The organism is Natronorubrum sp. A-ect3 (assembly GCF_041821125.1).
Taxonomy (GTDB): Archaea; Halobacteriota; Halobacteria; order Halobacteriales; family Natrialbaceae; genus Natronorubrum; species Natronorubrum bangense.
The window spans coordinates 242,815-268,366 of sequence record NZ_JBGUBB010000003.1 but is presented as its reverse complement, the minus strand read 5'-3'; the positions used below and the strand labels follow the sequence as shown (position 1 = coordinate 268,366).

The following is a 25,552-nucleotide window of genomic DNA, read 5'->3' as shown; positions in this document are numbered from 1 at the left end:
CCAAAACAGCCGTCATACTACTGATGTTAGCGAAAAGTGAGGAAGATATTACGCTGGTGCAACATCGGGAGAGTGCTGACCGATGGGTAGGTCGATATCGATCTCATCGTACCACACAACCGGACGCTTTGCGCGACCGTTTTGCTCGAGTTCGACGAGTCCGTAGTCGGCAAGTTCGGTCACGTTCTCAGTGACTTCTGGCGGATGACGGCCGACGATCCGCGCGAGTTCACGAATACTATCTGGCTCATGATTAGCGATTGCCTCGAGGAGTTCGAGATTCGTCGGCCGAAAGATTCGACCGAACGTCTCGAGGTCCTCCACCGAGAGCGTCGATGGCTTGGGGTCGACACTCTCGCCAGCATCGAGAGCAGCAAGCGTGTCTTCGAGATCGTTACGGTCGGACGACGAGTTGATACGGACGTGAAGTGTTTGGGTCATGGGTGTGGGATCGGTGTATTACCGGTCAGTTCGTTTGGCGAACGGGAGTGCCGAACGCCAAGCACGATACAGCGTCTGCAGTCCCGGATAGTCGGTCTCGTAGACCTCCGAACCAAGATGCAGTTCGTGAATTCCGTGGTGGTTATCGAATCGGATGATTGGATCATCAGCGCCGGCGACGCCGTAGTGGAAGGCGTACTTGATGCCGTCTGGAAACTTCTCGGATTCGGGCACCGAAAGCACGCGGACACGGGCGACAGTATCATTGTCAGTGGTGTGGTATAGCTCGGTACGGGATTTTCATAGGAGTTGGATTCTATGACACGCTCTAGTTGTGAGAATCGATGAACGTGAGAGAACCACACCTGAAAATATCCACCCGCCACTTCATCCCGTTATTGAAACAGACCGCCTAGCGATAGTATAAGAGAATGGTCAGAATACACTATCTTGCGACAATTCAAGGATAGGATTTCCATCAGGATCTGATACAATATCCACAACATATTCGGCCTCGTTTTTGTTTACGTTTTCGTACTCAACCCAAAATTCTGCATTATCATCACGATTCCGTTCTAGGTCGAAATATGTATTATACACCCCTGGCGATTCGGGAATATTTTCAACTCCACGAATTCCAGGTGAGTCTCCGTCTGACGAAGGTACTTGTTCAGTATCAGCATATACCTGCTCGTTACCATCTTCAATAGCAACTAATATTATTTGATCCTCACCAGTATAATTATAAATATCTATCTTTGATAGAGAGAAGATTTCATCATTAGTAATTATGCCATCCACACATCCAGATAAAATAGTGCTGCAAAGAATGCCTGATCCCAGAAGATATCTTCTCCGAGAGGAGTCTGATTTTTCCCTCATAGGTGTTTAATGATGTTTCTCTTTACTATTTATATCCACTTATTTCCGAGAAAGCTATTTTTAGTCTTCCCAAATGCCAATCTGTGAGTTCTGATAGATCTTGGCGACGGCTGGAACATCACTGGGTGAGGATTCGGCAAGGCTGATTATAAATATTATTCTATATAGGCTAAATATTGGAGACCATCAATATCGTGCGCATACTAGTTACCAATAGTTGTTCTATACAGACATTTTACCAGAAGTTTTATTATCATATATAGATAATCTATTTATGTATGCCACAAAGAAGGAAATTCATCAAGGCTACAGCGCTAGGCGGACTATCAACGATCGGCCTGACCAATTCAGTTGGTGCCCGGCTCTGTTGAAATCCTTAGTGAGTTACAGGTTCAGTCGATAGTTTGAGTAGATGCAGACCCTCCCAAAGTCTCGGTTGCTCCGATTTGTCGAGGAAGCATTTCAGTTAGCGCAACGTGCCGTCGCTCGATACTCCTCGAAGTTCTCGAAGCAACGGTATACGCTCCATCAGCACATCGTTCTCCTCTGTCTCAAAGTTCGAAAGGATACGACGTATCGAACACTTCTCGACGAACTCATCGAGATGCCCCGTATCCGGAACGCAATCAATCTCACTGAACTCCCTGCACCGTCTACGCTATGCAAAGCGTTCGATAGACTCGATATGGCCGTCTGGCGAGTGCTTCTCAATCTCTCTGTGTCACTGCTCCCGACCAACGGCGTTGCGGGGATCGACGCTTCGGGATTCGACCGCAGTCACGCCTCCAAACACTACACGAAACGAGCCAAACTCACAATTCAGCAACTCAAAGTAACACTGCTAGTCGATTCCAAAGTGAACGCAGTCCTTGATCTACACGTGACGACGACACGAAAACATGATAGCCAGATCGCTCCGTCGTTGATCAAACGCAACCCCGAGGCTATCGACATCCTGCTCGGGGACAAAGGCTACGACGACCAGAAAATCAGACAGCTTGCCCGTCAACACGAGATTCGTCCACTAATCAAGCATCGTGAGTTCACACCGCTTCACAAGGCATGGAACGCACGCTTAGTGTAGCTTCAACAGTGAACGTCTAACGTATCTTCTCTGACCGCGTCTCTTACTGAATGGGAGGGAAGAAATACATTGTTGAGCTCGGCGACGAAGACCGCAAGACGCTCGAATGGTTCACCTCTACCGGTGAACGGAGAGCCCAAGACAACACACGCGCACGTATCCTTCTGAAAGCTGATGACGGGCTCACTGATGCGACAATCAGTGAGCACGTCGGCTGTCATCCCCAAACCGTCCACAACACACGCAAAGACTACACTGAACGAGGGATTGCGGCGATTCATCGCCGCAAACCCGACCGTGAGTACGAACGCAAGCTTGACGGAAACGCCGAAGCCCACCTCATCAAACTCGCCTGCAGCGAACCGCCAGAAGGACACTCTCGATGGACACTCCACCTCCTTGCCGACGAACTCGTTACCCTCGACGAGATCGACTTCGAGTCGATCTCTCACGAGGCCGTCCGACAGCGATTAAAAAAACGCCCTGAAACCTCATCTCTCCAGCTACTGGGAGATACCTCCAGAACAGGACGCTGACTTCGTCTACTACATGGAAGATGTTCTCAATCTCTACCACGAACCGTACGACGAAACCCGTCCAGTCATCTGTTTTGATGAATCTAGCAAGGCTCTACGAGGACACGAACGCGACCCGCTCCCGGCCCGACCGGGAGCGGTCGCCCGATCCGATCACCGCTACAAACGCAACGGGAAACAGCGAATACACCTCTCGACAGAACCGCTGACTGGCTGGGTGAACGTCGAAATTACTGAGAAGAGGCGGACAACAGAATGGATTGACCGAATGGTCGAACTCGCAGATATTCACTACCCGGATGCGGACTGCATCCGGGTAGTGATGGATCAACTCAACACCCACAAGCCTGCTGCCTTCTACCAGTTCTTTCCACCTGATTATGCTCAGGCGTATCTTGATCGGTTCGAGTTTCACTACACTCCCAAGAGAGGAAGCTGGCTGAATATGGCCGAAATCGAGATAGGCGTCCTCAAACGACAGTGCCTTGATCGCCGGATCTACCACGCAGCGACCCTCCGAGCGGAGGTCGCTGCGTGGCAAAGGCGTCGAAACACGACCAATCGTTCCATCGACTGGCAGTTTACTACTGACGATGCCCGGCTCAAGCTACGCCAGCTCTACCCGATTGAGATTGAAGAGGATCTACAAATTCAGGCTTGAAGCTACACTGAGAAAAACAGGCTCAACAATGCTTATAGATGCACTGTTGTAAATAATGTCCCAGATCGAGTCAGACGAGAATTCTGCGATAGCCTTCCGATGTTCGCTGTCTCGACTATCATCCATCGGCGGTCAATCTGTTTGATTCCGGTCGCGGAAAATTATACGCTGAACAGGCGCAATACCACGGGCTGAAGCCCGTGGATACGCGCCGTCACTTGTGAGTATTCCCATGCATTCCACTTTGTTAGAATTTCTATCGACATGTTCAACTGACACCACGCCGTACTCTGAAACAGGATGAACTCGACACACACTCATCGCGGGCGTCGAGTGTCCTGCCGAGGCGGCCAGCCCGCCGTCAACAATGAGACAGTATCGGAAACCGCACGCGGTGAACGAGATACGCTGACGGCGTCTCTCCCAGTGCCGCGTCTTCGAGTGTTACACACGGTTACCCAACAACGGTCACAAGTAACTCCAAGTCTATCGACTTCACGTGGTAAGCCCCGAGGAAACGAGGGGAATCTAGTGGATGAGGATAGGAGTACCGGGGGTTTGGCGCTCCCAGTTGACCCCACCCGCAAGACCGCGGGCACCATTCAGATTCTACCTGGATTGGTGTCTGGTAGGGTTGCAAACCTGAAATTCCCAACGCAGCGGCGCAGTACCGCGGGATTCCTGCGACTTTAGGCGCAGGAGGACGTCAAACATCCCCGCACGCAAGCAACCGCTTCCGGTCGCCGTTTCAATTTGATTACTCTTTTGTTCATATGATTTGTTAACAACTTGTCCGATATACGTTCGTATTTGTGAACCCAATGGTGGACTGCCTTACGGCTACGTTTGACACCGAACTTCTCTAATTCTCGAACGGTATTTGAAAGTGAGAAGCCGGCAAGATGAAGGCGAATACCGAGGTCCATCAGTTGACGCGGTGTCTGTTCTCTCTCCACAGAGCTCAAACCAATCCAGTCGGTACACCCACTGAGACGGTCGATTTTTGACATAGAGCACCACAAAATTGTACCCCCTCACTTTTTACGCTCAATGGACAGTGCCCCGACGTGTCCCACAAACCGGAAGTCATCCATTCAGTCGCATCGATCGGACCAATGAGACGGGACTAGTCTCCTCCTCTGACAGATACTTGGAATATTATCACGTCTAGATGACTAACGACGCCCTCGCAGAATTCAAAGGCCGCTACGCCAGTGACCAGATCAGCGAGGAGGAATTCGAACGCCGTCCTGAGCGCCTACTCGCGGTCAACGAACTTCTAGACGTGCTGTTCGAGTTCGGGTCCGGACGGGAAGAGGCGGATCAGGAGTTGGATCTCGAGCGGTAGGCAATCTTGTGCCGATCAGTCCTGAGTGGCTTCCTCGGGTTTCTCGAGATCAACCGACGGCGGTTCGTGGGTGCCGAAGTCGGGGTGGGTCTCCTCCATCCAGACCACGACCAGGCCACCGGAGAGGAACATGGCAATCGCGGTGCCGTAGAAGGCGGCTTCGATGAACAGCACGTCGACGGTGAGGCCGATGAGGACAGCGCCGACGGCGTAGCCCAGATCACGCCAGAGGCGGTAGACGCCAAGGCCGGTCGAGCGCCACAACGGGTGGGCGGCGTCACTGGCGACCGCGATCAGGTTGGGGTAGTGCAGTGCCATCCCAACGCCTGACAGCGCCGAGAAGAGAATCCAGAGATAGTATCCCTCGACGAGCACCATCCCGAGGACGCCCGCGCCGGCGAGGAAGAAGCCGACAACGATCGGCGGCTTTCGTCCCACTCGGTCACCGAGTCGGCCGGTGTAGACCTGGAGGAAGTATGCCGCGCTGTGGACACCGACCACGACGCCGACTTGGGCGACGCCGAGACCCTGGGTGACGAGGAAGATGGGGAAGGCGATCCAGACGAGCGTATCGACAAAGTTCTCGACGTGGCCCGCCTGGGCGGCCGTAAAGAGCGTCCGGTCTTTGTACGTCGCACGCTTGACGATCTCCGTAAAGGTGAGATCAGCCTCGTTTTTCCCGCCGTCAGCCTCGACGCCGTCGTCCTCGAGGCCCGCGGCCTCCGCTTTCGCGTAGGGGAGCGTCTCCTCGATCAGAACGATCGCGATGAGCATGGCGACGACGATCACCGCTGCGAGGAAGTAAAACGGCTCTGGCCGGAGGCTGTACTGGGCGGCGATCACACCCGTAAACCACGCGCCGGCGGCGACGCCGGTGTAGCCAAAGGCCTCGTCGAGTCCCGCGGCGAGCCCACGCTCGTCGGGGCCGGCGAGTTCAATCTTCGAGATCATGCTCATGCTCCAGGCGACGCCCTGGTTGACCCCGAGCAAGACGTTCCCGACGGCGATCCAGCTCCAGCTTGGCGCGTAGATCAGGATGAACGGAATAGGAAGGGCGGCGACCCACCCTGCGATCAGGATCGGTTTCCGGCCGTAGGAATCGGCCCACTTGCCCGAATAGAGGTTGAGGACGGCCTTGACGATCCCGAAGCTCACGACGAACGAGCCGATCACCAGCAGGGATTCGACGCCGAAGGTCTCCTCGCCCATGATGGGCACGACGTTGCGCTGTGAACCCATCGTGAGCCCGACGGCGAAGACCGTCATGATCTGCAAGAGGAACTGCCGCCAGTTGCGACGGATGCCCTGTGCGTACTCTCCGCTCATGGATTATTCAGCCGCACAGCGATTCGGACCGAGTTCGAGTTCGTCCGCCTCTTCCTCCGAAATCTCCTCCGTGCCGACGTTTGCGAGCTTGATGCGCTCGAAGTTCGCTGGCTGGTCAGGGATGTCGCCGGCCAGTGCCGCGACCAGGGTCTTCCGGTCCTGGCCGAACGCTTTGTTTTGCTCTTTGACCTCGCTCAGGCGGGCGACCACCGGCGGCTGTGGCGAGCCGGGGTCGTGGGCCGGCAACACGAGCGGGTCACCGCTCCTGTTGCGGAGGCGCTCTAGGCTCTCGTAGAGCGTCTCGGCGTTGTCCTCGACATTCGTCTCCTCGAGTCCGGCGTCGACGCCGAGTTCGACCCGGCCGACGCTGTTGTGAAAGAGCGTGTCACCGGTGAGCAGCGCCTCCTCTTCGAGGGCGTAGGTGACGCTGCCCGGGCTGTGGCCTGGCGTGTGGATCACTTCAATCTCGACTGCACCGACCTCTAAGACCTCTCCATCCTCGACGTGCGTGGCGCCGATCCCGTCGTCGTCGGCAGGGTGCAGGTGGTACGGTGCCTCCTGGCTCTCGGCAAGTTTCTGTCCGCCGGAGACGTGGTCGGCGTGGGCGTGGGTATCGAAGATGCCCGACAGATCGGCGTCGTATTCGGCGAGGATCGCCTCATACTCCTCGGTGTATTGGGAGGGTTCGAAGACGGCGCCTTCGCCTTCGGAGATCAGGACATGAGAGAGACAGCCCGTGCCGGGCCGGGCGACTTGGATCAGTTCGCCCTCAAGGTCGGTCTCGAGTTCGGCGTGGCGGTGGACCCGGGCCCAGCCGTTCATGCCATCCTCGAGGGTTTTAGCGTCGTACCCCTGGTCTCGGAGCAGGTCCGCCGCGTCGGCGGCGAGTACGCCCGCTCCACAGACGGTAACGATCTCGCCGTCTTCCGGCAGGTCGGAAAGCACCTCGGCTGCCGCGTCGGGATCGTCTTTCAGCTCCTCGTAGACGTCGACGTTCTCACTACTCGGGACGTGCCATTCCTCGAAGTCGGTCCCCTGACGAATATCGACGAGCGTGAAGTCGTCATCTCCCCGCTCGAGTCGTTGTGCAACGGTTTCCGGCGCAATCTCTGACATCGATATACCGTAAGGGGAGTAGGGGCATATTCTCGGTGCCAGTTATAACCGGCACTCGTGATATTTCGTTAGGGACCGACGAGGGAAGCATGGGAAACTACAGGCGAACTACGACGATATCGAGACGATCCGGGGAGGCATGCACTTCCTCGGGGGCCCACTCGAGTGTCGGAACGTTGGAATAACGATCGTCAGGTGTGAGCCGGGCTGGCGTAGCGAGCCACACGACCATCGCGAGGACGGCCATGAGGAAGTGTACGTCCTGATTGAAGGCGAGGCGACAGTCGTCGTTGACGACGAGGAAGTCGAGATGGGACTCGGCGACGCGATCTGGATTTCCCCCGAGTCGACTCGACAGATCACGAACAGTGACGAAGAGAGTGTGTTCGTCCTCGTCAGCGCGCCAGTGTCACTCGAGATGGACTCCTCCTTACGATGGGTCACTGACGCCTTCCTCGGCTAATCGAGCCGGTTATAGCCGGCAAAACTATTGAGCTCAAAGGCGTTGTACTATGTATAGGAATGTACGAAGTCTCATTCAAGCTCCGCCACGAGTGTCCCTACCGAGAGGTCTCGGAGCAGTTTCCTGGGATGTCGATCCGGGAGTGGTACCTCCAGGACTGCCAGATCCTCGAGATCACCGCTCTGGACGCCGACGACGACGAGTTACTCGAGGAAATCGACGAACTCGGGACGGTCCTCCACACCTCGATCGATGGCTCGGACCTGAACGCGATCGTCCAGTCGTGTTCCTGTCCCATTGAGGAGTCAATCGTCCGGAAGTTCGAGCGCCACAACTGCGTGCACCTGCCGCCGACGGTGTACCGTAACGGCTGGGAGCACTATTCGGTGATTGGCTTCGACGAGGGCGACGTCACCGCCTTGCTCGCCGAACTCGACGAGAGCCGCGAGATCGACGTCCTCTCGAAGACTTCGATCGAGGAGCGCCACGTCCCCCACAGTTCGCTGTTTTCGGTCGACCGACTGTTTGACGGGCTCACGCAGCGCCAGCTCGAGGCGCTGCGGATCGCCCTCGATGCGGGCTATTATGATCAGCCCAGGGGCGCGTCGATCGCCGAACTCGCCGAGGAGACAACCGTCGCTCGAGCGACCTTCGAGGAACATCTCAGAAAAGCCGAGAACAAGCTCGTCACGAACGCCGGGCAGTTTGTGCGACTGCTGACAGAGACCCAGGGCGACGTGCTTCGGGCGGAGCCTCGAGGAGTCACGCCGGCCGACGACTGATCACTCCTCGTCCTCGAGGTCGTGCCAGGCCGTGGCAGCGGTGTCGGTCACCTCGAGTGCGGCCTCGCTGCCGTTCGCGACGTCTTTCTCAAACTCCTCTTCTCCTTGGCCCATGTCGTTCGTGACGTAGGCGAAACAGACCCGCGGACGAAAGCGGTTCGGCGGGCCGACGACGACGAATTTGGGTCCCTCGTACTATATAAACGAACATATTTACTCTCGACCCATGATACAAGCCTATGATCAAAATAGCGTTCGTCTGTGTCGGGAACGCTGGCCGCAGTCAGATGGCGACCGCGTTCGCCGAACAACTGCAAAGCCAGCGGCAACTTGCGGATAGAGTCTCTATTGTTACTGGCGGAATTGATCCTCATGATCACGTTCACGAGGATGTGATTACGGTGCTCGACGAGGTGGGGATTGACATCACCGATCGGAAACCACGCAAAATCACGGAAGATGACGTTGCTGACGCTGAATACGTTGTCACGATGGGGTGTTCGATCGACGAATTTGCCCCCGATGACTGGGATGGGACAACAGAGACGTGGGAGCTTGACCATCCTGGGAGTGACAATTTGGACGCTATTCGATCTCAACGAGATGAGATTCAGCAGCGTGTCGAAGACTTTTTTGATCGAATAGAGCTGTCGGACACGCAACCATAAACGGACTCACCAATGGCTAAAGAACAAGTCACGGTCGAGGCAGATGAAACGAGCCCATTAGATACGTTTCAGCAGTTCTTTTCGCTTAAACGGGATGTGCTCGTTCTCTCGCTGGCGATGTTCGCGTTCAGCCTCGGGTTCCAGATGACAAACCGGTTCCTCTCGGAGTACCTCGTCTTTCTGGGTGCCTCAGGCCTCGTCGTCGGAATCTGGGGATCATTTGGGAACGTGATCGGTGCGGTGTATCCGTATTATGGTGGCGTAATCTCAGATCGTGTCGGTTCTCGCTATGCCCTGACCGTCTTTGGCTTTCTGTCGGCGATCGGGTTCGGCATCTGGCTGGCAGCCGCCTTCATTGATCCCATCGATCTTGGTATCCTCACCATCGAGCCGTGGGTGTGGGTGTTCGTCGGCCTGTTGCTCGCTCAGTGCTGGAAGTCTTTCGGTATCGGTGGCCACTATGCCATCGTCAAGCAGGCCACGGAACCGGATCGTCTGGCTCGCGGATTCGCTAGCACGGAGACATTTCGGCGGACGGCTTTCCTGCTCGCTCCGCTGATTGTCGCGGTGTTGGTCGCCGACGAGTTCATGCCGGGGTTCCTGTGGGTACTTGTCATCGGGATCGTCTTCGCCCTTCTCGGGACGATCGTCCAGCACGTCATGTACGAGGCCGAAGAAGATTCCGTGGGCTCCGAGTTCGAAGGCTTCGGACAGATCCTTGACGATCTTAGAGCGCTCCCAGAACCGTTGCGGCCACTGCTCGTGGCGGATACGTTCATACGGTTCGCAAATGGGATGGTGTATGTGTTTTTCATTTTGGTGATCACGCAGCTGATGGAGATCGGCTGGCTGGTGAACCTGCCCGTGGTCGGTGCGATCGATCTGGCTCCAGCAGCGTTGTTCGGGGTACTCACGGGGATTGAGATGCTTGTTGCGCTCCTGACGATGGCACCGGCGGCGACGATCGCCGAACGGACCGGTCTCAAACCGGTTGTCGGCTTCGGATTCTTTGTCTACGCCGTGTTTCCGGTCATGCTGATCTTTGCGCCAGAGAACGTCTGGGTTCTGATCGCCCTGTTCGCGTTTTCCGGATTGCGATTTGCTGGTCTCCCTGCACACAAGGCGTTGATCGTCGGTCCAGCAGAACGGGGAGCGGGCGGTCGAGTCACCGGGTCCTATTACTTTGTACGGGGCGCTATCGTGATCCCCAGCGGTTTGCTCGGGGGAGTGCTCTGGGACTACGTAACTCCCGAGACTGCGTTCACGATCGCGTCGATTATCGGGATGGTCGGGGTCATATACTTCGCTCTCTACGGGAAAGAATTTGAGGCGTATCAGTAGACGTCTATCAGTCTCTTCTCCATTCTCCGATATCTCACTTTGTATTCCAATCACTCCGCGTAAACGCACTTCTCGAGGTAGGACTCCACTTCATCCCGAACGTCGGCGATCCAGTCGTCGCTGTCGCTGGTCGACCGTCGCACAAGCGCGCCGTTTGTGACGGTGGTCACCGTCGCCGCGACCCCGACTGGATTACACGCGCGGAAGACGCCTTTTTCGTTACCTTCCTCGATAATGTCGACGATGAACTCCTCAAAGACCTCGTCGCTCCGCGTGAAATGTTCGCGGTAGGCGTCGTTGTGGATCGCCCGCGTTCGCAACTCGAACAGCGTCGCGAGAGACTTGCGCTCTTTGTCGCTGATGGTCTCTTCGAGCGGTTCGGTGATGACTTTCTCGAGTTTTTCCCGGGGGTCTTCGACCTCCATCTCGAGGGACCCGGTGCGATACTCCTCGAGGACGTACTCGAGCGTCTCCAGAACGAGGTCGTCCTTTCCGTCGTAGTGGTGGTAGATCAATGACTGACTCTTCTCGAACTCGTCGCCGATCTTGTCGATCGTGAGATCCGCGTAGCCGTGTTCGCAAAGCGACTCGAGCGTCGCGGCGAGGATTTCCTCGCGTGTCCCCGAGGGGTTTTCAAGAAGATCACGAGACATCGTTACTCACCCGTCGGTGCTCAAGCACTAAACACTCGATGACTCGCGGTGGTGGTGATCCCTGCCAGTCGTGGCTGTCTCGAGGACTGGCAGCCGCCGTTCGCTCCCTGTGACTCATAGTATCGCAGACTACCTGAGGAACCAAAAAGGGGGTTGATTGAATGTTCAATCACAAAGCCTATCAAGGATCCCTCCTGACCTCAACCAATGACAGACATTCATCGAGCCAATGTATTTTCTTTGAGCGCTCGTGAGTACAGCGCACTATCGCATCGCGTGCGTCTCGACAGTCGTGGAGATAACACATGAAGGGGGGACGCCAATCGTTCGTCGCAGTGGTTCTAGCTTTTCTCGTCGCTATCAGCGCGGGTATAATCCCGATGGGTGCCCTTGCTGAGGAAGAAGGGCTCAGTCAGGGAGGAGCGCTGAGCGTTATAGAAGAGTTAGAGGAAGAGGAAGAAATCGAGTTTGGCATCAGCGACGTAAACTTGGACAACCTACATATCGCTCTCGGATTTGGCGACTATGAGGAAGGTGACAATGACGGTGAGTTTGAACAAACGCTCCAGGAAGATGACGGAGTACTCGAAGAATTCCTGACTGCGGAGGAACCGGATGAAGACGCTCCGATGCCAGATACCAGGGGAGGCGGTAGCGACTACGTTCCACCGGATCGGGGCGAGCCTGACCTCTCAGCCGATCTTTCGGACAACGAAGTTGCATCCGGAATAACTGAAGAACTCGAGTTCCAGATCTCGAACGACGGCGAGATTACGACGGGATCCGGTGAAGGGGTCACTGACGCCCAGAGCGTCACCGTCGAGATGGACGACGACGGGCCGTTCGACGCACAGGTGGACAAGGTCTCTATCGGACCTGTCCAGGACGGAGACGTTTCCGGAGCGGTGTTTCCGGTGAACGTTCCCGACGATATCGAACCTGGCGAGTACGACGTCTCCCTCGAAATCGACTACACGTACGCGGAAACGATCGGAACGGACGGCAGCGTCGATCGAACGAGCGACAGTACGACCGAAGACGTGACCATCGAAGTGCCGGACGAACCGCGCTTCGACGTCACCGACCTCTCGACGAATGCAGAACCCGGCGCGAGCGGCAGCGCGAATATCGAGATCAAGAACACCGGAACCGAAGCCGCGAACAACACGCAGGCGACGATCTCTGGCAGCGGCGGCGTCATCATCAACGGAGAAGTCGCGGAAGAACACCTCGGCGACCTCAAGCCGAACGAAACGACGACGACGAACGTGAACGTCGACCTCGACAAATCGACCAGCGACGGAGCGAAGCCGATCGATCTCGAGTTCAGCTACGAGGACGAGAACGGCATTCTCCAGGACGGGATCACCGAATCCGCCAGCCTCGCACCGATGGCCGAACAAGAGTTCTCGATTCAGAACGTCGCGGAGGACCTCGCGGTCGGCTACAACGGAGACATAACCGGGCAGGTCCACAACGACGGGCCGCGGACCATTGATGATGCGGTCCTGGTGGCGGAGCCGATGAGCGAATCGCTGTTCATCGAAGACACCTACTACGCGCTGCCCGAGATCGAACCCGGCGAAACCGCCGACTTCCACTTCCCGACCGACGTGAGCGGGCAGGCCGACGGCGGCGACCGCCAGATGCAGTTCAGCGTTGAGTACACCGGCGGTGACAACTCACCGCTCGAGGACGGCCCGCACTCCGAACGCGTCGTCGTCGACGACTATCAGGACGAGTTCGCCATCGAGGGCGACAACATCTCGGTTCCCCAGGATGGAACTGAGGAGTTCACCCTCGAGATCACCAACGACCGCTCGGAGACGCTCTCGAACATCGACGCGATGTTGTACACGAGCGGCGAGCTCAATACGGACAACGACGAGGCGTTCGTCGACAAACTCGAGCCCGGCGAAACCGCCGAGATCACCTTCGACGTCTCGGCTAGCGACCAGGCGACCACTGAACCCCATCCTATCGAACTGGACTTCCAGTACGACACCGAGCGCGGTGACACGACGGTTTCGGACACCTACCAGCATCCGATCGAGGTCGAGAGCGCCGAAGACGACGGCGGCGGAATCACGGGCACACTCGTCGGCCTTCTGGGTGCGTTCACCGTCGCCGGCGTCGGAATCACTCTCTGGTGGCAACGGGATAACTGAATGACCGACTCCGATCGCCCCGACGACCGCGCCAGCGACGACAGCCTCGCCGATCGTTTCGGTGATGGCGGTCTCTCCGGCAGCGGCGCCGACGGCGGGAGCTCCGATAGCGGCAGTCCCGCCAGCGGTGGCGGGACCGCTCGAAGCGATTCGGGCAACGCCGGTCGGTTTGGCGGCCTGTTCGGCTCGCTCTCGAGTCGCATCGGCTCGTTGGGCGATTCGAGCGGGAGCCCGGACGACGGCCGCGGCAGCGACCCTTTCACCCGGCGAGTGAACCCGCTTATTTCGAAGCGCCCGTGGACGATCGTCGTCGTTTTTCTCCTGCTGACGGGCCTGTTCATGATCGGTGCTGGCATGGGCGGTGGCGAGCAGGAAGCCGGGGCAGACCAGTTCGCCGACGACACCGAGGAGGCCGAAGCCTACGAGGACATCCAGGATAACTTCGGTGAATCAGGCCACGAGGAGGGTGGTACGACCGCCCAGTTATTCGTCGAGGACGAACGCAACGTCCTCTCCGAAACGAACCTCCTGCGGATGCTCGAGTTCCAGGACGAGATAGAGACCAACGACGATCTCCGCGTCGAGTCCTCGACGAGCCCCGCGTCCCTGATCGCAGGACAGCTCGATCCCGAATCGGAAACACCGGAAGAACAGTACCGAGACGTAAACAGTGCGTCGGATCGTCAACTCGAGGAGGCGATCGCCGATGCCGACGAGGTGGCCGGTCTCCCGGTGAGTACCGACTTCACGCCTGAATCAGCACAGGCGAACGTCGCCCAGATCGCGATCACCTACGACACCGCGCCGATGGCCGACACGGACAATTACGCGGGCCTACAGTACGAAACCGAGGATATCGCTAACGAGATCGACGGCTTCGAGAGCGGCGAGAATATCGTCATCTTCGGCGACGCGATCATCGAAGAGGAAACCCTCCAGCTGCTGGGCGACACTTCGATTGTCGTCTTCCCGGCGGCGGTCGTGCTCATCTTGTTCTTCCTGCTGGTGGCCTACCGAGATCCGATCGATCTCAGCCTGGGGCTCGCAGCGCTCATAATGACGATGATTTGGACGTTCGGCTTCATGGGATTCGCGAACATTCCCTTCTCGGACTCCCTGATCGTCGTCTTCCCCTTACTGTTAGCAGTCGGGATCGACTTCGGCATACACATAATCAATCGCTATCGTGAAGAGCGGGCCAAGGGTGTCTCAATCGGCGAGTCGATGACCGTCACGTCGGCACAGCTGACGACCGCGTTCCTCATCGTGACGATCACGACCGTCTTCAGCTTCGCGGCGAACCTCGTCAGTTCAATGGGCGGAATGCAAGACTTCGGGATCGTCGCCGCCTTCGGGATGATCTTCACCTTCCTCATCTTCGGTGTCTTCCTCCCGGCGGGGAAAGTCGGGTTCGACCGACTCCGCGACGGAACACGCTTCCCCGAGTTCGGGACCACCCCGTTGGGTCGCGAAGACTCCTACATGGGGAAGGTTCTGCCCGTCGGCGTCCACATCTCGAAAGTAGCGCCGGTGCTTTTCCTCGTGGCGATTCTCGTCATCGGCGGCGGTGCCGCGGCCTACGGAACCGGCGTTGACACCGAGTTTGACGAAGAGGCGTTCTTCCCCGAGCAAGACCGCGTCGATCAGTACCAGCACTTACCTGGCCCGCTCTCTCCCGGCGAGTACACCTTTATGACCGTCCTCGACTACATGGAAGAAGACTTCGAGGAGGGAATGGAGGAGTCGGTCACCATCTACGTCGAGGACGGGGACTTACGATCGGATACCGCCCTGAGAGACATCAACAGAGCGCTCGAGAACCCGCCCGACGAGTTCGAGAGCAACAGTCGGAAGGCAGAAGCAGAGAGCATCCTCTCAGTCATCGAATCCCACGCCGAGGAGGATCCAGAGTTCAACGCGGTCGTCGCCCAGCACGATTCGACGGGCGACGGAATCCCGGACCGTGACGTCGACGCCGTCTACGACGAACTCTTCGAATCCGAAGCCAGCGGCGAGGCTAGCCAGCGACTCACGACCGATCGCGGCGCGGCTCAGATCGACATCATGGTCGACGTCGATGCAGAGCAAGACGAAGCCGTCGTCGCCACCCAGGAAACAGCCGAGGAGATGCCGATGGACGCGACGGCGACCGGTCAGCTCGTCATCTTCGAGTCCGTGATCGACGAGACCACCGATGCGTCGATCAACAGCCTGCTCATCGCGTTCGTCCTGACGGCGATCTTCCTCGTGCTCACCTACTGGTGGCTCGAGGGGCGAGCGATCTACGGCGTGATCAACCTCGTACCGGTGTTGTTGACCGTCGCGCTCCTCGCGGGGTCGATGCGGTACTTCGACATTCCGCTGAGCCCGATCAACGCGCCGATCCTTTCCGTGTCGATCGGATTGGGGGTTGACTACACGGTCCACTTCATGCACCGTTTCGTCGACGAGTTCGAAGACGGCCACGACGCCCACGAGGCGCTGATGGTGACTGTCCGCGGGACGGGCGGTGCTCTGACCGGGAGTATGCTCACGACCGTCTGCGGTCTCGGCGTCCTGTACGTCGCGTTGATCCCGCTCATCATGGAGTTTGGCTTGCTCCTCGCGCTGGGCGTGTTCTACGCTTGCTTCACGTCGCTCCTCGTGTTGCCCTCGGTGATCGTCGTCTGGGATCGATTCGAGAGCGGTGCTCTCAGTCTGCCCTCCTGGCAGTGAAACCGAAACCGCCAGGTCAACCGACGCCGAGCCGTTCGGGAGGAACCAACTGGGTGCAGACGGCACCCTCGAACCCTGCCACAAAAACGAAGTGATTTTGCTGTACGCGGCGCTGTTGTCCTTGGTTGTGAGTCGCGAATTGCTCAGTCTGTTCATCGAACACGCAGGTAATGGCCTTGTGTTTCCACGGATTGCTGGACGGCGACCTTCCGGTCGCACGCCTAGCTCATTCTCTACAGATGAGCAAGGCGAGTGCCTCGGGGCTTGACCCCGAGGGTGAAGCCGACATTCAAACGTGTTCTGTTCGTTCGATGTAGCGTTCAATCGTCTCTGACGAAACTGTTCCTGCCGTTCCAATGTAGTACGACTGTTCCCAGAATCCACCACCCCACAGATATTCCTCCAAGTATGGTTCGTGCTGTTCCCACATCTTTCGTGCCGTGATGCTCTTGACCGTCCGAACGATCTCGCTCGGTGCATACTTCGGATGCGTGGATAGGAACAGGTGGACGTGATCAGGCGAGATGTGGAGCGACAGTATATCGTATTCGTACTCGTCACACACGGCGCGGAAACACGCTTCCAGCGAATCTTCGATTGGTTCGAGCATCGCGTGCCGGTACTTTGGACACCACACGAAGTGGTAGTTGAGATTAAACACCGTATGATTCGACCGCTTTTCACCCATATTGATAACACGCCATCGACACAGTTAAGTATATCCAAAGGATATACACCTGTATGGTGAATCGCTTTGAAATTGAGGGCGAGGAAATCCTCGACGGTGAGGTCAAGCCGTTCGGGAACAGCGCCCACGTCACCGTTCCCAAACGCTGGCGTGGGGCTGACGTGAAAGTCGTCCGCACCTCAGAACCCACCGAACAAGACGACGAATGACCGACTCACAGTCCCTCGTCAAGACGCTGGACTTCCAACTCGACATCCTGAGTGACAACGAGGGTCTGTTGTACGAGGCCACGCTTGAAGCCCGGTCAGCGTACAACGAGACGATCCGACTGGCAAAAGAAGGCGTAGACTGGAATGCGATCCCTGATCGAGTGGCCGACGAAACCGATCTCGTGAAGAACACGACCCAGCGAGTCGTATCGAAGGCCCTCGGGGCAATGGAGAATTACCACGAGTACGAGGACTTCGGCGTGCCGAGCCACACCAAGGACGGCACGTACCCGCTTCGTGCGAACTACGAGGAAGGGTACAACCTGTCGCTCACTCATGACGGCGACGTGGCGTTCCGCATTAGTGCGAAGCCGTACAAGCACGTCAAAGGCGTTCTCAAAGGGAGCGACACCCACCTCGACATTCTCAAGACCGCACTCGAAAGTGACGAGTGGAACATCGGGACGGCAGAAGCCCTGTTCCACAACGACACCGCCGAGTTGCACGTCAACGTCACCAACACCGAACAGACCGTTCGAGACAAGCAGGACTCACGGACGGTGGTCGGTGTGGACGTGAACGAGGACAACGTGGCTCTCACCGCGCTCTCCGAAGACGGAGTTGAGGACACGCTGGTCATCGACTTCCCCGAAATTAAGTTCGAGCGTCACCGCTACTTCACGATGCGAAAGCGTGTCCAGAACGCGGGGAAGAACAGCATTCACGACACGCTCGAAGGACGGGAGGAACGGTTCGTCTGTGATCGGCTCCACAAGGTGTCTCGGCATATCGTGGAGTGGTGCCGTCAGTTCGAGAAGCCGTGCATCGTCTTTGAAGACCTCAAAGAGATGCGCGAGAGTATCGACTACGGCACGCGAATGAACCGTCGCTTGCACCACCTCCCGTTCCGCGCCCTCCAATATTACACGTCGTACAAGGCGTCGTTCGAGGGCATCCCGACTGGCTGGATTAATCCAGAATATACCAGCCAGCGGTGTCCGATGTGCGAACATACGGAGCGTGCAAACCGCAACAAGAAGCGGTTCAAGTGCCGGGACTGTGGGCATCAAGACCATAGCGACCGTAGTGCAAGCGTCAACATAGCCGTCAAAGGCATCGAGAAGCATCAAGATTGGAATGTGCCTGCTCTCAACAGCCTTCCCACCGTGAGGAAGGTGCGACGGCAGGCATCGGGGGCCGTGGACGCCCCGACCGTGACCCACCCGACTGCCCGAGGCTATCAGGCCGATGGTCAGATGGGAGTGTCCGATTAATCCACGGGAAGCCTCGGGGCTTGACCCCGAGGCGGTTCACAGAGATACGTGTCGTTCAAGACGGCTGGCTTCAAGCAGGATGCACAGTTCACCCGCGTTCGCCTCTCGAAAGGACGCAACCTGAAGGAACACCGCTCGGACTTCGTGCTGTGCGAGTACGAGCTATGTCCCGACGTAGACCTCTCCGAGTGGGACATCCAACAGGTTCGGGCCGTCCACAAGTACGACGAGTGGCGACTCCACTTCGTCTGCCGACAGTCGATTGATCCCGATCCACCGGGAGACGAAACTGCCGGGATCGACCTCGGCATCTCGAACGTTGCCGCGCTTTCGTTCGGCGGTGAATCACTCCTCTTCCCCGGCAACGCGCTGAAAGAGGACGAATACTACTTCGGACGGAAAAAAGCGAAGTGCGACGACAGTCGGTCGAACGAGCGGCTTCGCTTGGACCGGAAGCGCACGGAACGCCGAACCCACTTCTTGCATACCCTCTCAAAACACATCGTTTCGGAGTGCGTCGAGAGGGGTGTCGGGACGATCATCATCGGTGACCTCGGCGGTATCCGAGACGACGATAACGGCGAGTCCCGCAACTGGGGCAAACACGGAAATATCGACCTTCACGGGTGGGCGTTTGACCGCTTGACGTCGATACTCGACTACAAAGCGGAAGCCGAAGGTATTGACCTAACGGTTGAGTCCGAACGCGATACCTCAAAGACGTGTTCCGCCTGCGGAACGAAGGACGGCAACCAGCGTGTTGAACGCGGGTTGTACGTTTGCGAGGAGTGTGAGACGGTGGCGAACGCGGACGTGAACGGTGCGGAGAACATCCGCCGAAAAGTAACTCCGAGTCCTTCTGAGGATAGGAGTAACAGCTGGTTGGCACAGCCTTCAGTCCATCTGTTCGATCGTAACGAGGGTCGTTTCGCCCCGCGAGAACAGGTCGTGGACTGTAAACCGTAATATCCCAACGGCGGTCGGGATTCCACGTCGTTTACGGCGTGGAGGATGTCAATCCCTGTCTAACGGCCGTCGAACTGTCGTTGCGGACCGTTCGCACCGCTCGCGAGCGGTCCGCACCGGCGGGTGCACTCGCCCAAGGAGCTGTCGAACTCGCTTCGTATGTGCTGTTGCTCTCGTCATTACTGACCGTGCTAGCTACCCTGCCATTCCTTCGTTCGGCACTTCCGGATCCACTCTTCGGGTTCTTCATCTTGCTTGGCTTCTTCTACAGATGAGCAAGGCGAGTGCCTCGGGGTCGTACGGAAATCGAAGATTTCCGTGACTGAGCGACGCGGAGCTTCGCGATGTCCGCGAAACCGTCGGTTTCGCTTGATGACGAGACGCTTCGCGTCTCGAACCACGTGACCCCGAGGTGGTTCATGATTCGATGGCTCAGCCAATGCAGGGATGCGAACAATTAACAATGATGGTTAAGACTGTAATAGATACGCATGCCAGAGCCAGTCATCGCGTCGGTCGGCGCCTCGCCGCTCGGCCGCACGGACCTCCCAGGCCGCGACCTGTTCTCGGTCGCCCTCGTGGAGGCGTTCGACGAACTGCCTGACCCTGCCGACCTCGTCGAGGCGGTGTACGTCGGCAACCAGTCAGAGAGCTACGAACACCAGATCATGTACGGGACGCTTTTGGCCGAGTGGGCCGGCCTCCGTCACGTTCCCGCCGAGCGGGTCGAGGGGTGTGCCGCTGCGGGCGCGCTCGCGTTGCGCCATGCGGTCAAGGACGTCCGCAACGGGGAACACGAGGCCGTGCTCGCGTGCGGCGTCGAGAAGATGACGTCCGCGGGCACCAGCGGCGCGACGGACGCGCTGTCGGCGGCGTTTGACCGTGCCATCGAACAGCGCTCCGGCATCACCGCACCCAGCCAGTACGCACTGCTCGCCAAGCGTTACCTCCACGAGACGGACGCCACGGAACACGACCTTGCGGAGATCGCAGTAAAAAACCACGCCAACGCCGCTCGCAATCCTCGGGCACAGTTTCCGAAAGAGATCGACGTGGCGACAGTTCTGGAATCTGACCCCATCGCCCCGCCGCTGAAACTCTTCGACTGTGCGCCGGTCGGTGACGGCGCCGCGGCCGTCCTCGTGACGACCGCTGAGCTGGCGGCCGACCTCGACCGCCCGCAGGTTCGCGTCGCGGGCAGCGGGGCCTCCGCGAATAACATCGCGGTCGCCGAGCGGGACATGACCGACATTGCGGGCGCTCGCATCGCCGCCGAGACGGCCTACGAGGAAGCGGGCATCGACGCCGCGGCCATCGATATCGCGGAAGTCCACGACGCCTTCACCGTCTGCGAGGCGCTGCTCGCGGAGGCCGCCGGCTTCGCCCCCGAGGGAATGGGCTATCAGAGCTACCAGGCGCCAGCCGAGCGGGCAGACGGCTGGACGGACGTGCAGTTGAGTCCGAGCGGCGGGCTGAAGGCCCGCGGCCACCCCATCGGCGCGACCGGGCTCTTGCAGGCGCTCGAGGCCTACGAACAGCTCACGGGGGCCGCAGGCGACCGCGCGGTCGAAGGGGCCGAGACGGCCTTGTTGCTCAACGAGGGAGGCGTCGCGGACGCCGTCACCGTTGGCCACGTGCTCACGACGGCGGAGGCACCATGACTGACGGTGACCTCGATGCGACCGACCCGCGGACACTTCCGGGCTTCTTCGACGCCCTTGCGAACGGTGAACTTCTGGGTGGAGTCTGTGCGGACTGTGGGCAGGTACTGTTGCCGCCGCGGCCGGCCTGCTACGCCTGTGGCAGTCGCGCCGTCGACGTCGAACCGCAGTCGCGTGAGGGCGAGGTCTTCTCGTACACGGAAGTCCACACGCCGCCGCCGGCGTTCGCGGCGGATGCGCCCTACACGGTCGCCGTCGTGGAACTCGCAGACGGTGGCCGCCTCCTTGGGCGCGTGGCCGCCGACTACGCCGATGTCGCCATCGGTGACTCGGTCGAACTCACGGTACACGAGCCGACGGCCGCAGAGCGGGAGATCGCGCTCGACTACGAGACCGACTGGCCGGTCCATGTCTTCGAGCCGCGGTGAGGGTCAGGCCCGACTCCACGCCGGATGTCAGTGGTCGGCTGAGTAACTCAACGACCCGCTGTTTTCTCAAGCTGGCTTTATACCTGATATTGGGCTAAACCGGCGTCGGCGGCTCTGAATCTGGTCGCTCATCACGTACGCTGGGCGGCGTCACAGATTGACGGGTCGCTGACGGTGGCTGATAACGAGCCGACCGGGATACGGGCAACGATCATGTTGCCCTCGCGTGTATACGAGTCGCCGACTCAGCGTGGTGCGCTGGAGCAAGACTGAATCAATCGTCCTGGGGATGATGTCACCGATCGCGGTTCCTCATACGCTGAGCGATGTTGCTGACTACGCGTACTGTCTCGATTGGTCGATCCAACAGGCTCATTTGTGACAACCCTTGGTCCCTTTGTTTTTCTCAACCACATCACTTACTATGTTGTGGACCGTAACAACAACTGATGGCAGACGATGATGAGGGCGCTAACTTACTCATCGAAGTGACGAAGGACTTCGGCGAAACGTATGCTGAAGTGCAGGCGTGGGCAGTTCCGCCATTTGACCGGTATCCCGACGAAATAAAATATTCGATGCAGTATGGTACCACCGACGGCAAAACCATCATCCGATACGACAACTTTCCGGACCATCCCGGGGCAGCACCCCACCACAAACATCTGCCGAACGGTGAAACAAAAGACATCGATTTCAGCGGTCTCGAAGCGCTCTACGAACGATTCAAACAAGAGGTGCGTAATCATGGAGAACACTGGTAACCAAACTGACGACGATCGAACAATGTACATCCGATTCCAGAGCGGTGATGAAGATGGCCTACGAGATGCCCTTCGAGCGCTCGACCGCGGTGAGACACCAGACCCGCATTTCGAGGTGATTTTCGACGATCCAGACGATATCCATCGCGTCACCCGTCCGAAGAACGTGGAATTACTTCGGACGATTGTGCAACGCGAACCAGAGAGTATTCGCGAGGCAGCGCGGCTCGTCGATCGGGATGTCCGTCAGGTCCACACAAACCTCGAGGAACTCGAATCACTCCATCTAATCCACTTCGAGCAGGACGGGCGACGCAAGCGCCCAACTGTCTGGTACGACTCTCTCGAAGTGGATCTCCCGCTGCACGCTCCGGACGTGGCTCGAGACGAAGCGAACGCATGACCGAGTGTCGACCGACTCGTTGCGTCAACAGCCTTGGGGTCACGTGGTTCGAGACGCGAAGCGTCTCGTCATCACGCGAAACCGACGGTTTCGCGGACATCGCGAAGCTCCGCGTCGCTCAGTCACGGAAATCTTCGATATCCGTACGACCCCGTGGCATCCGCCTTGCTGATCTGTGAACATTTCCGGCGAGCGTTCAGTAGTGATCGATGTGGGCGTGAGTAAGCAAACTCGCGTTCAGATTCTCCTCGCCGCCGCCACGAAACTCCCACCCGTCCTCGACCCATGCGCAGGATCCAGTGGATTGTGTGAATGAGACAGTTCGTTCATCCGACCGAGGTCTTCTTCGACAGTCGCTTTCTCCTTCGGTTCGTCGCTGTCGCCGTTGCTATCGGACTCGTTGCCGCTCCCATCGGTTGGGTCGCTCGAGGGCAAGCGGTTCGAGAGAGCGACACTCTCTCGCCAGTACGGACGCCAGCGATCTGTCGATCGACCATACGGTACTCGGCCTGCTCCGGCAATGGCGTACACCACTCCCCAAGAGTGGCAGCCTAGCCGAGCAGTCGCTCCCAGAGTATCAGCGTCGCCGGCAGCACCGCGATCGCCATGAGATACGAGTAGAAGACGCTGATGACCATCAGGACGCCGAACTGGCCGAGCGCAGGCGTGATCGCCAGCACGAGCGACCCGGATCCGCCGAGTGTCGTGAGCATCGATCCAGTGAGTGCGCCGCCCGTTCCCTGAAGCGTAATGACAAGCGACTCGTAGCCGTCCTGGCACTCATTGTACTCGTCGATGAACCGATGCGTAACGTGGACCGAGTAGGCGACACCGACACCGATCGTGATCGAGAGCACCGTCCCCGTCAGTGCGTTTAACGGAATATCGAGCACCGGCATCGTTCCGCCGAGGAGGGCAACGGTGACGACGATGGGAATGAGGTTTGCGATACCTAACGACGCCCGTCCCTCGAGGAGATGGTAGAGGAGCATCAAGAACAACGCCGTGAGTACGAGGGCAATAGCGAGGCTCACCAGTGCAGATTCGAAGATCAACGTCGAAATTTCGTGGAAGACGACGATATCGCCCGTTGGTGTCGTATCGAGGCGATAGTCCGCCGCTAACTCTTCTGCATCCGCGGAGATCTCCGCCTGAGTCGCATCGGACTCGACGGTGTAGATAACGCGCATACTGCGTTTGTCCTCGGTGATGTACTCGAGGGCTGCCTCCCGAGAGTCCGACTCGAGCAATCGATCGAGGACGTAGCCGACGTTGTGGTCCGGGACACCGTTGCCGCTGACGTCGTTCGCTGCAAGCACTCGAGCGAACTCGGGATCGGTCTCGGCGTGGTCGTGCATGACATCAACGATACTCTCGCTCTCTGCAGTCGCGCCGTCGGTGACGACCGTCGACGGCGGATCCGTCCCGGCGCGGTGAACTGACTCCAACGCGTGGTCTTCGGATAATGGCCCTTCCACGTAGATCGTCACTTCGTCGTCTGCGCCGCTCTCGAACGTCTCTTCGAGGAAGTTGAGTGATGCCGTGGTCGTGTACTCAGAGGGAGCCATTGGTCCGGGTGCGGCTTCGACGTAGGCTGGCAACTCCTCGGGCGGGAGGAAATCCTCCTCTTCGAACGTGGTATCGACGGTCGTCGCGTACGCTCCGGCACCCCCAGTTATCAGTAGTGCAGCAAGGAGGATCGCGACCGGGCGACGATCACCCAGCTTGGCACCGGCGACGAGCACCCGGCCAAGTGCCGAATCCTCGGAGCCAAGGGGCTCCGTACTGAACGAGGGGAGGCCGTACGTTTGTCGAAGTCGATCGATTTCGACTTTCGCCGCCGGAAGGAAGATGCTGAAGACAATGAACGTAAAGACGATTCCGACGCTGGCGACGAGCGCGAAGTCCTGAATCGGTTCGAGGTCGTTTGCCATGTTCGCCCCGAACCCGATGACGGTCGTTCCGGTGACGATGAAAAACGCAATGAGCAACTGTGCAGCGGCAACTCTCATCGAATCGGTGATCCCCGCTCCCGTGACGCGTTCCTCTCGATAGCGATTGACAGCGTGAATACCAAAGTCGATCCCGACCGCGAGCAACAACGGCGGGACCGCGATCATCATGAGCGTAAACGGAACGCCAGCATACCCCGTAAAGCCGAACGTCCATATGATCGACATGATGAGCGCAACCAGTCCGAGAACCAGATCGAAAGGGTCGCGATACGCCGTGATCAAAAAGACGAGAATCAACACGATAACGACGGGGACGATGATATCGAGGGAATCTTCGATGACGTTCTGAAACTCCGTATCGAGGACACCGCCGCCGAATACGACGAACTCACCGTGCATCGACGCAGCAGCGTCCTGCATCCGGAACTGAACCTCGGACTCGTCGACAGCGCCGTCATGGACGGCGATCGCAATCGTCGCCGAGGCGGCCGGTTCATTCGCACTGAAGTCATCGCTCAACGAAGCGGCAAACGATGGCTCGTCTCCCAGATCCCGAATCGTCTCCCGCACCGTCGCGTCGGAACTCCCCTCGAGCGTGCGGATCTGTTCGTCCCGAGTCGTCGCGGTTGGATCGATCGATCGGGCGACCGCTTCAGCGATGCTTGACGTTTCTTCCACTCGATACTCCTCGTGTGCCTCGAGATACTGCTGGAACTCGAGCATCCGAACCAGTGCGTCGCCAGTGAGGACGTTCTCGCTGCGCTGGATGACCTGTGTGGTCGGTTCGGTCTCATCGAACGGCGGTTGGAACTCCTCTTCGATCGCTCCCTGGGCCTCGTAGGCTGGAACACCCTGTGCGAAGATATCGACGCCTTCGTCCACCTCGATGCTGGTGAGCCCGCCAGCGAACAACGCAGTCGTCAATAAAAACACGAGAATGACCGTCCGAGACCGGTCGGTAACCCAGCCGTTGATGATCTCGATGGTCCGCTGAATGAACGCCGGTTCCGATCCCATCGG

The 25,552-nt window shown here is 58.2% G+C and carries 23 protein-coding genes and 5 pseudogenes; 19 read left to right on the top strand and 9 right to left on the bottom strand.

All coding sequences use genetic code 11. The features are described 5' to 3' along the window. Positions 1 to 48 precede the first annotated feature (48 nt). The 3 genes and pseudogenes from ACERJA_RS13290 to ACERJA_RS13280 all read right to left on the bottom strand — a co-directional run bounded on the left by ACERJA_RS13290 (position 49) and on the right by ACERJA_RS13280 (position 1,323). Positions 49 to 441 carry a MarR family transcriptional regulator gene (locus tag ACERJA_RS13290; RefSeq protein WP_373608744.1) on the bottom strand — a complete coding sequence of 131 codons (393 nt, stop codon included), beginning with the start codon at positions 439 to 441 and terminating at the stop codon, positions 49 to 51. 18 nt (positions 442 to 459) lie between these two features. After that, positions 460 to 702, bottom strand: a pseudogene (locus tag ACERJA_RS13285) (DUF6516 family protein); the annotation flags it as partial. Positions 703 to 876: 174 nt separating this feature from the next. Continuing rightward, a complete protein-coding gene (locus ACERJA_RS13280) occupies positions 877 to 1,323 on the bottom strand; it encodes a hypothetical protein (RefSeq protein WP_373608743.1) in 447 nt (148 codons plus the stop codon). 412 nt (positions 1,324 to 1,735) lie between these two features. On the opposite strand from ACERJA_RS13280, the pseudogene ACERJA_RS13275 reads away from it, so the two are divergent. The 3 genes and pseudogenes from ACERJA_RS13275 to ACERJA_RS13265 all read left to right on the top strand — a co-directional run. Beyond that, positions 1,736 to 2,401: pseudogene (locus tag ACERJA_RS13275) on the top strand (IS5 family transposase); the annotation flags it as partial. Positions 2,402 to 2,457: 56 nt separating this feature from the next. Beyond that, the gene (locus ACERJA_RS13270) at positions 2,458 to 2,943 is read left to right on the top strand and encodes a helix-turn-helix domain-containing protein (protein WP_373608742.1); all 486 of its coding nucleotides are present in this window, start codon (positions 2,458 to 2,460) and stop codon (positions 2,941 to 2,943) included. Further along, complete coding sequence (locus ACERJA_RS13265; RefSeq protein ID WP_373608870.1) at positions 2,891 to 3,604, top strand: IS630 family transposase; 714 nt, start codon at positions 2,891 to 2,893, stop codon at positions 3,602 to 3,604. The genes ACERJA_RS13270 and ACERJA_RS13265 overlap by 53 nt, the downstream gene beginning before the upstream one ends. A gap of 809 nt (positions 3,605 to 4,413) precedes the next feature. Here the strand turns inward: ACERJA_RS13265 and ACERJA_RS13260 are convergent. Further along, positions 4,414 to 4,614, bottom strand: a pseudogene (locus ACERJA_RS13260) (IS6 family transposase); the annotation flags it as partial. 161 nt (positions 4,615 to 4,775) lie between these two features. On the opposite strand from ACERJA_RS13260, the gene ACERJA_RS13255 reads away from it, so the two are divergent. Then, positions 4,776 to 4,952: a hypothetical protein gene (locus tag ACERJA_RS13255; RefSeq protein WP_373608741.1), complete on the top strand. Its 177-nt coding sequence runs from the start codon at positions 4,776 to 4,778 to the stop codon at positions 4,950 to 4,952. A gap of 15 nt (positions 4,953 to 4,967) precedes the next feature. On the opposite strand, the gene ACERJA_RS13250 is transcribed toward ACERJA_RS13255, so the two are convergent. After that, positions 4,968 to 6,278, bottom strand: a complete 1,311-nt coding sequence (locus ACERJA_RS13250; RefSeq protein WP_373608740.1) for an MFS transporter — start codon at positions 6,276 to 6,278, stop codon at positions 4,968 to 4,970. A 3-nt stretch (positions 6,279 to 6,281) separates the two neighbouring features. Then, positions 6,282 to 7,394: an MBL fold metallo-hydrolase gene (locus ACERJA_RS13245; RefSeq protein ID WP_373608739.1), complete on the bottom strand. Its 1,113-nt coding sequence runs from the start codon at positions 7,392 to 7,394 to the stop codon at positions 6,282 to 6,284. Between the two features lie 139 nt (positions 7,395 to 7,533). Here ACERJA_RS13245 and ACERJA_RS13240 point away from each other — a divergent pair, with 139 nt between their 5' ends. From ACERJA_RS13240 to ACERJA_RS13225, 4 genes are all read left to right on the top strand, one after another. Then, positions 7,534 to 7,857 (top strand): cupin domain-containing protein, encoded by a 324-nt coding sequence (locus ACERJA_RS13240; protein WP_373608738.1) that lies wholly within the window; start codon positions 7,534 to 7,536, stop codon positions 7,855 to 7,857. Between the two features lie 53 nt (positions 7,858 to 7,910). Further along, positions 7,911 to 8,639: a helix-turn-helix domain-containing protein gene (locus tag ACERJA_RS13235; protein WP_373608869.1), complete on the top strand. Its 729-nt coding sequence runs from the start codon at positions 7,911 to 7,913 to the stop codon at positions 8,637 to 8,639. 239 nt (positions 8,640 to 8,878) lie between these two features. After that, positions 8,879 to 9,307 carry a low molecular weight phosphatase family protein gene (locus ACERJA_RS13230; RefSeq protein WP_373608737.1) on the top strand — a complete coding sequence of 143 codons (429 nt, stop codon included), beginning with the start codon at positions 8,879 to 8,881 and terminating at the stop codon, positions 9,305 to 9,307. A 12-nt stretch (positions 9,308 to 9,319) separates the two neighbouring features. After that, the gene (locus ACERJA_RS13225) at positions 9,320 to 10,648 is read left to right on the top strand and encodes an MFS transporter (RefSeq protein WP_373608736.1); all 1,329 of its coding nucleotides are present in this window, start codon (positions 9,320 to 9,322) and stop codon (positions 10,646 to 10,648) included. Positions 10,649 to 10,698: 50 nt separating this feature from the next. Here the strand turns inward: ACERJA_RS13225 and ACERJA_RS13220 are convergent, their stop codons facing one another. Continuing rightward, entirely contained in the window at positions 10,699 to 11,301 is a 603-nt protein-coding gene (locus ACERJA_RS13220; RefSeq protein ID WP_373608735.1) for a TetR/AcrR family transcriptional regulator, read from the bottom strand. A gap of 380 nt (positions 11,302 to 11,681) precedes the next feature. Here ACERJA_RS13220 and ACERJA_RS13215 point away from each other — a divergent pair, with 380 nt between their 5' ends. From ACERJA_RS13215 to ACERJA_RS13205, 3 genes and pseudogenes are all read left to right on the top strand, one after another. Beyond that, the gene (locus tag ACERJA_RS13215; RefSeq protein WP_373608733.1) at positions 11,682 to 13,469 is read left to right on the top strand and encodes a COG1361 S-layer family protein; all 1,788 of its coding nucleotides are present in this window, start codon (positions 11,682 to 11,684) and stop codon (positions 13,467 to 13,469) included. Next, positions 13,470 to 16,184, top strand: coding sequence for an RND family transporter (locus tag ACERJA_RS13210; protein ID WP_373608732.1), 2,715 nt, complete (start codon positions 13,470 to 13,472; stop codon positions 16,182 to 16,184). Between the two features lie 94 nt (positions 16,185 to 16,278). Further along, positions 16,279 to 16,406, top strand: a pseudogene (locus tag ACERJA_RS13205) (IS4 family transposase); the annotation flags it as partial. A gap of 67 nt (positions 16,407 to 16,473) precedes the next feature. Here ACERJA_RS13205 and tnpA read toward each other — a convergent pair. Next, positions 16,474 to 16,872: an IS200/IS605 family transposase gene (gene tnpA / locus ACERJA_RS13200; protein WP_373608731.1), complete on the bottom strand. Its 399-nt coding sequence runs from the start codon at positions 16,870 to 16,872 to the stop codon at positions 16,474 to 16,476. Between the two features lie 53 nt (positions 16,873 to 16,925). On the opposite strand from tnpA, the gene ACERJA_RS13195 reads away from it, so the two are divergent. The 8 genes and pseudogenes from ACERJA_RS13195 to ACERJA_RS13160 all read left to right on the top strand — a co-directional run bounded on the left by ACERJA_RS13195 (position 16,926) and on the right by ACERJA_RS13160 (position 22,577). After that, positions 16,926 to 17,081, top strand: a complete 156-nt coding sequence (locus ACERJA_RS13195) for a DUF2080 family transposase-associated protein (RefSeq protein ID WP_373608730.1) — start codon at positions 16,926 to 16,928, stop codon at positions 17,079 to 17,081. Further along, a complete protein-coding gene (locus ACERJA_RS13190) occupies positions 17,078 to 18,355 on the top strand; it encodes an RNA-guided endonuclease TnpB family protein (protein WP_373608729.1) in 1,278 nt (425 codons plus the stop codon). The genes ACERJA_RS13195 and ACERJA_RS13190 overlap by 4 nt, the downstream gene beginning before the upstream one ends. A gap of 48 nt (positions 18,356 to 18,403) precedes the next feature. After that, positions 18,404 to 19,321: pseudogene (locus ACERJA_RS13185) on the top strand (RNA-guided endonuclease InsQ/TnpB family protein); the annotation flags it as partial. A gap of 38 nt (positions 19,322 to 19,359) precedes the next feature. Next, positions 19,360 to 19,596, top strand: a complete 237-nt coding sequence (locus ACERJA_RS13180; protein WP_373608728.1) for a hypothetical protein — start codon at positions 19,360 to 19,362, stop codon at positions 19,594 to 19,596. Positions 19,597 to 19,812: 216 nt separating this feature from the next. After that, the gene (locus tag ACERJA_RS13175; protein ID WP_373608727.1) at positions 19,813 to 20,982 is read left to right on the top strand and encodes a beta-ketoacyl synthase N-terminal-like domain-containing protein; all 1,170 of its coding nucleotides are present in this window, start codon (positions 19,813 to 19,815) and stop codon (positions 20,980 to 20,982) included. After that, positions 20,979 to 21,410: a Zn-ribbon domain-containing OB-fold protein gene (locus ACERJA_RS13170; protein WP_373608726.1), complete on the top strand. Its 432-nt coding sequence runs from the start codon at positions 20,979 to 20,981 to the stop codon at positions 21,408 to 21,410. The genes ACERJA_RS13175 and ACERJA_RS13170 overlap by 4 nt, the downstream gene beginning before the upstream one ends. 449 nt (positions 21,411 to 21,859) lie before the next feature. Continuing rightward, on the top strand, positions 21,860 to 22,174 hold the full coding sequence (locus tag ACERJA_RS13165; RefSeq protein ID WP_373608725.1) for a DUF6516 family protein: 315 nt from the start codon (positions 21,860 to 21,862) through the stop codon (positions 22,172 to 22,174). Then, positions 22,158 to 22,577, top strand: coding sequence for a transcriptional regulator (locus ACERJA_RS13160; RefSeq protein ID WP_373608724.1), 420 nt, complete (start codon positions 22,158 to 22,160; stop codon positions 22,575 to 22,577). The genes ACERJA_RS13165 and ACERJA_RS13160 overlap by 17 nt, the downstream gene beginning before the upstream one ends. A gap of 551 nt (positions 22,578 to 23,128) precedes the next feature. Here ACERJA_RS13160 and ACERJA_RS13155 read toward each other — a convergent pair. After that, positions 23,129 to 25,549, bottom strand: a complete 2,421-nt coding sequence (locus tag ACERJA_RS13155) for an RND family transporter (RefSeq protein WP_373608723.1) — start codon at positions 25,547 to 25,549, stop codon at positions 23,129 to 23,131. Between the last annotated feature and the right edge of the window lie 3 nt (positions 25,550 to 25,552).

What these genes read in the sequence shown, in the direction of transcription:
- ACERJA_RS13210 (WP_373608732.1), top strand. Translation starts at nt 13,470, where the DNA reads ATGACCGACTCCGATCGCCCCGACGACCGCGCCAGCGACGACAGCCTC.
- ACERJA_RS13195 (WP_373608730.1), top strand. Translation starts at nt 16,926, where the DNA reads ATGGTGAATCGCTTTGAAATTGAGGGCGAGGAAATCCTCGACGGTGAG.
- ACERJA_RS13160 (WP_373608724.1), top strand. Translation starts at nt 22,158, where the DNA reads ATGGAGAACACTGGTAACCAAACTGACGACGATCGAACAATGTACATC.
- ACERJA_RS13165 (WP_373608725.1), top strand. Translation starts at nt 21,860, where the DNA reads ATGGCAGACGATGATGAGGGCGCTAACTTACTCATCGAAGTGACGAAG.
- ACERJA_RS13225 (WP_373608736.1), top strand. Translation starts at nt 9,320, where the DNA reads ATGGCTAAAGAACAAGTCACGGTCGAGGCAGATGAAACGAGCCCATTA.
- ACERJA_RS13170 (WP_373608726.1), top strand. Translation starts at nt 20,979, where the DNA reads ATGACTGACGGTGACCTCGATGCGACCGACCCGCGGACACTTCCGGGC.
- ACERJA_RS13175 (WP_373608727.1), top strand. Translation starts at nt 19,813, where the DNA reads ATGCCAGAGCCAGTCATCGCGTCGGTCGGCGCCTCGCCGCTCGGCCGC.
- ACERJA_RS13220 (WP_373608735.1), bottom strand. Translation starts at nt 11,301, where the DNA reads ATGTCTCGTGATCTTCTTGAAAACCCCTCGGGGACACGCGAGGAAATC.
- ACERJA_RS13280 (WP_373608743.1), bottom strand. Translation starts at nt 1,323, where the DNA reads ATGAGGGAAAAATCAGACTCCTCTCGGAGAAGATATCTTCTGGGATCA.
- ACERJA_RS13230 (WP_373608737.1), top strand. Translation starts at nt 8,879, where the DNA reads ATGATCAAAATAGCGTTCGTCTGTGTCGGGAACGCTGGCCGCAGTCAG.
- tnpA (WP_373608731.1), bottom strand. Translation starts at nt 16,872, where the DNA reads ATGGGTGAAAAGCGGTCGAATCATACGGTGTTTAATCTCAACTACCAC.
- ACERJA_RS13250 (WP_373608740.1), bottom strand. Translation starts at nt 6,278, where the DNA reads ATGAGCGGAGAGTACGCACAGGGCATCCGTCGCAACTGGCGGCAGTTC.
- ACERJA_RS13290 (WP_373608744.1), bottom strand. Translation starts at nt 441, where the DNA reads ATGACCCAAACACTTCACGTCCGTATCAACTCGTCGTCCGACCGTAAC.
- ACERJA_RS13190 (WP_373608729.1), top strand. Translation starts at nt 17,078, where the DNA reads ATGACCGACTCACAGTCCCTCGTCAAGACGCTGGACTTCCAACTCGAC.
- ACERJA_RS13255 (WP_373608741.1), top strand. Translation starts at nt 4,776, where the DNA reads ATGACTAACGACGCCCTCGCAGAATTCAAAGGCCGCTACGCCAGTGAC.
- ACERJA_RS13215 (WP_373608733.1), top strand. Translation starts at nt 11,682, where the DNA reads ATGGGTGCCCTTGCTGAGGAAGAAGGGCTCAGTCAGGGAGGAGCGCTG.
- ACERJA_RS13240 (WP_373608738.1), top strand. Translation starts at nt 7,534, where the DNA reads ATGCACTTCCTCGGGGGCCCACTCGAGTGTCGGAACGTTGGAATAACG.
- ACERJA_RS13270 (WP_373608742.1), top strand. Translation starts at nt 2,458, where the DNA reads ATGGGAGGGAAGAAATACATTGTTGAGCTCGGCGACGAAGACCGCAAG.
- ACERJA_RS13245 (WP_373608739.1), bottom strand. Translation starts at nt 7,394, where the DNA reads ATGTCAGAGATTGCGCCGGAAACCGTTGCACAACGACTCGAGCGGGGA.
- ACERJA_RS13155 (WP_373608723.1), bottom strand. Translation starts at nt 25,549, where the DNA reads ATGGGATCGGAACCGGCGTTCATTCAGCGGACCATCGAGATCATCAAC.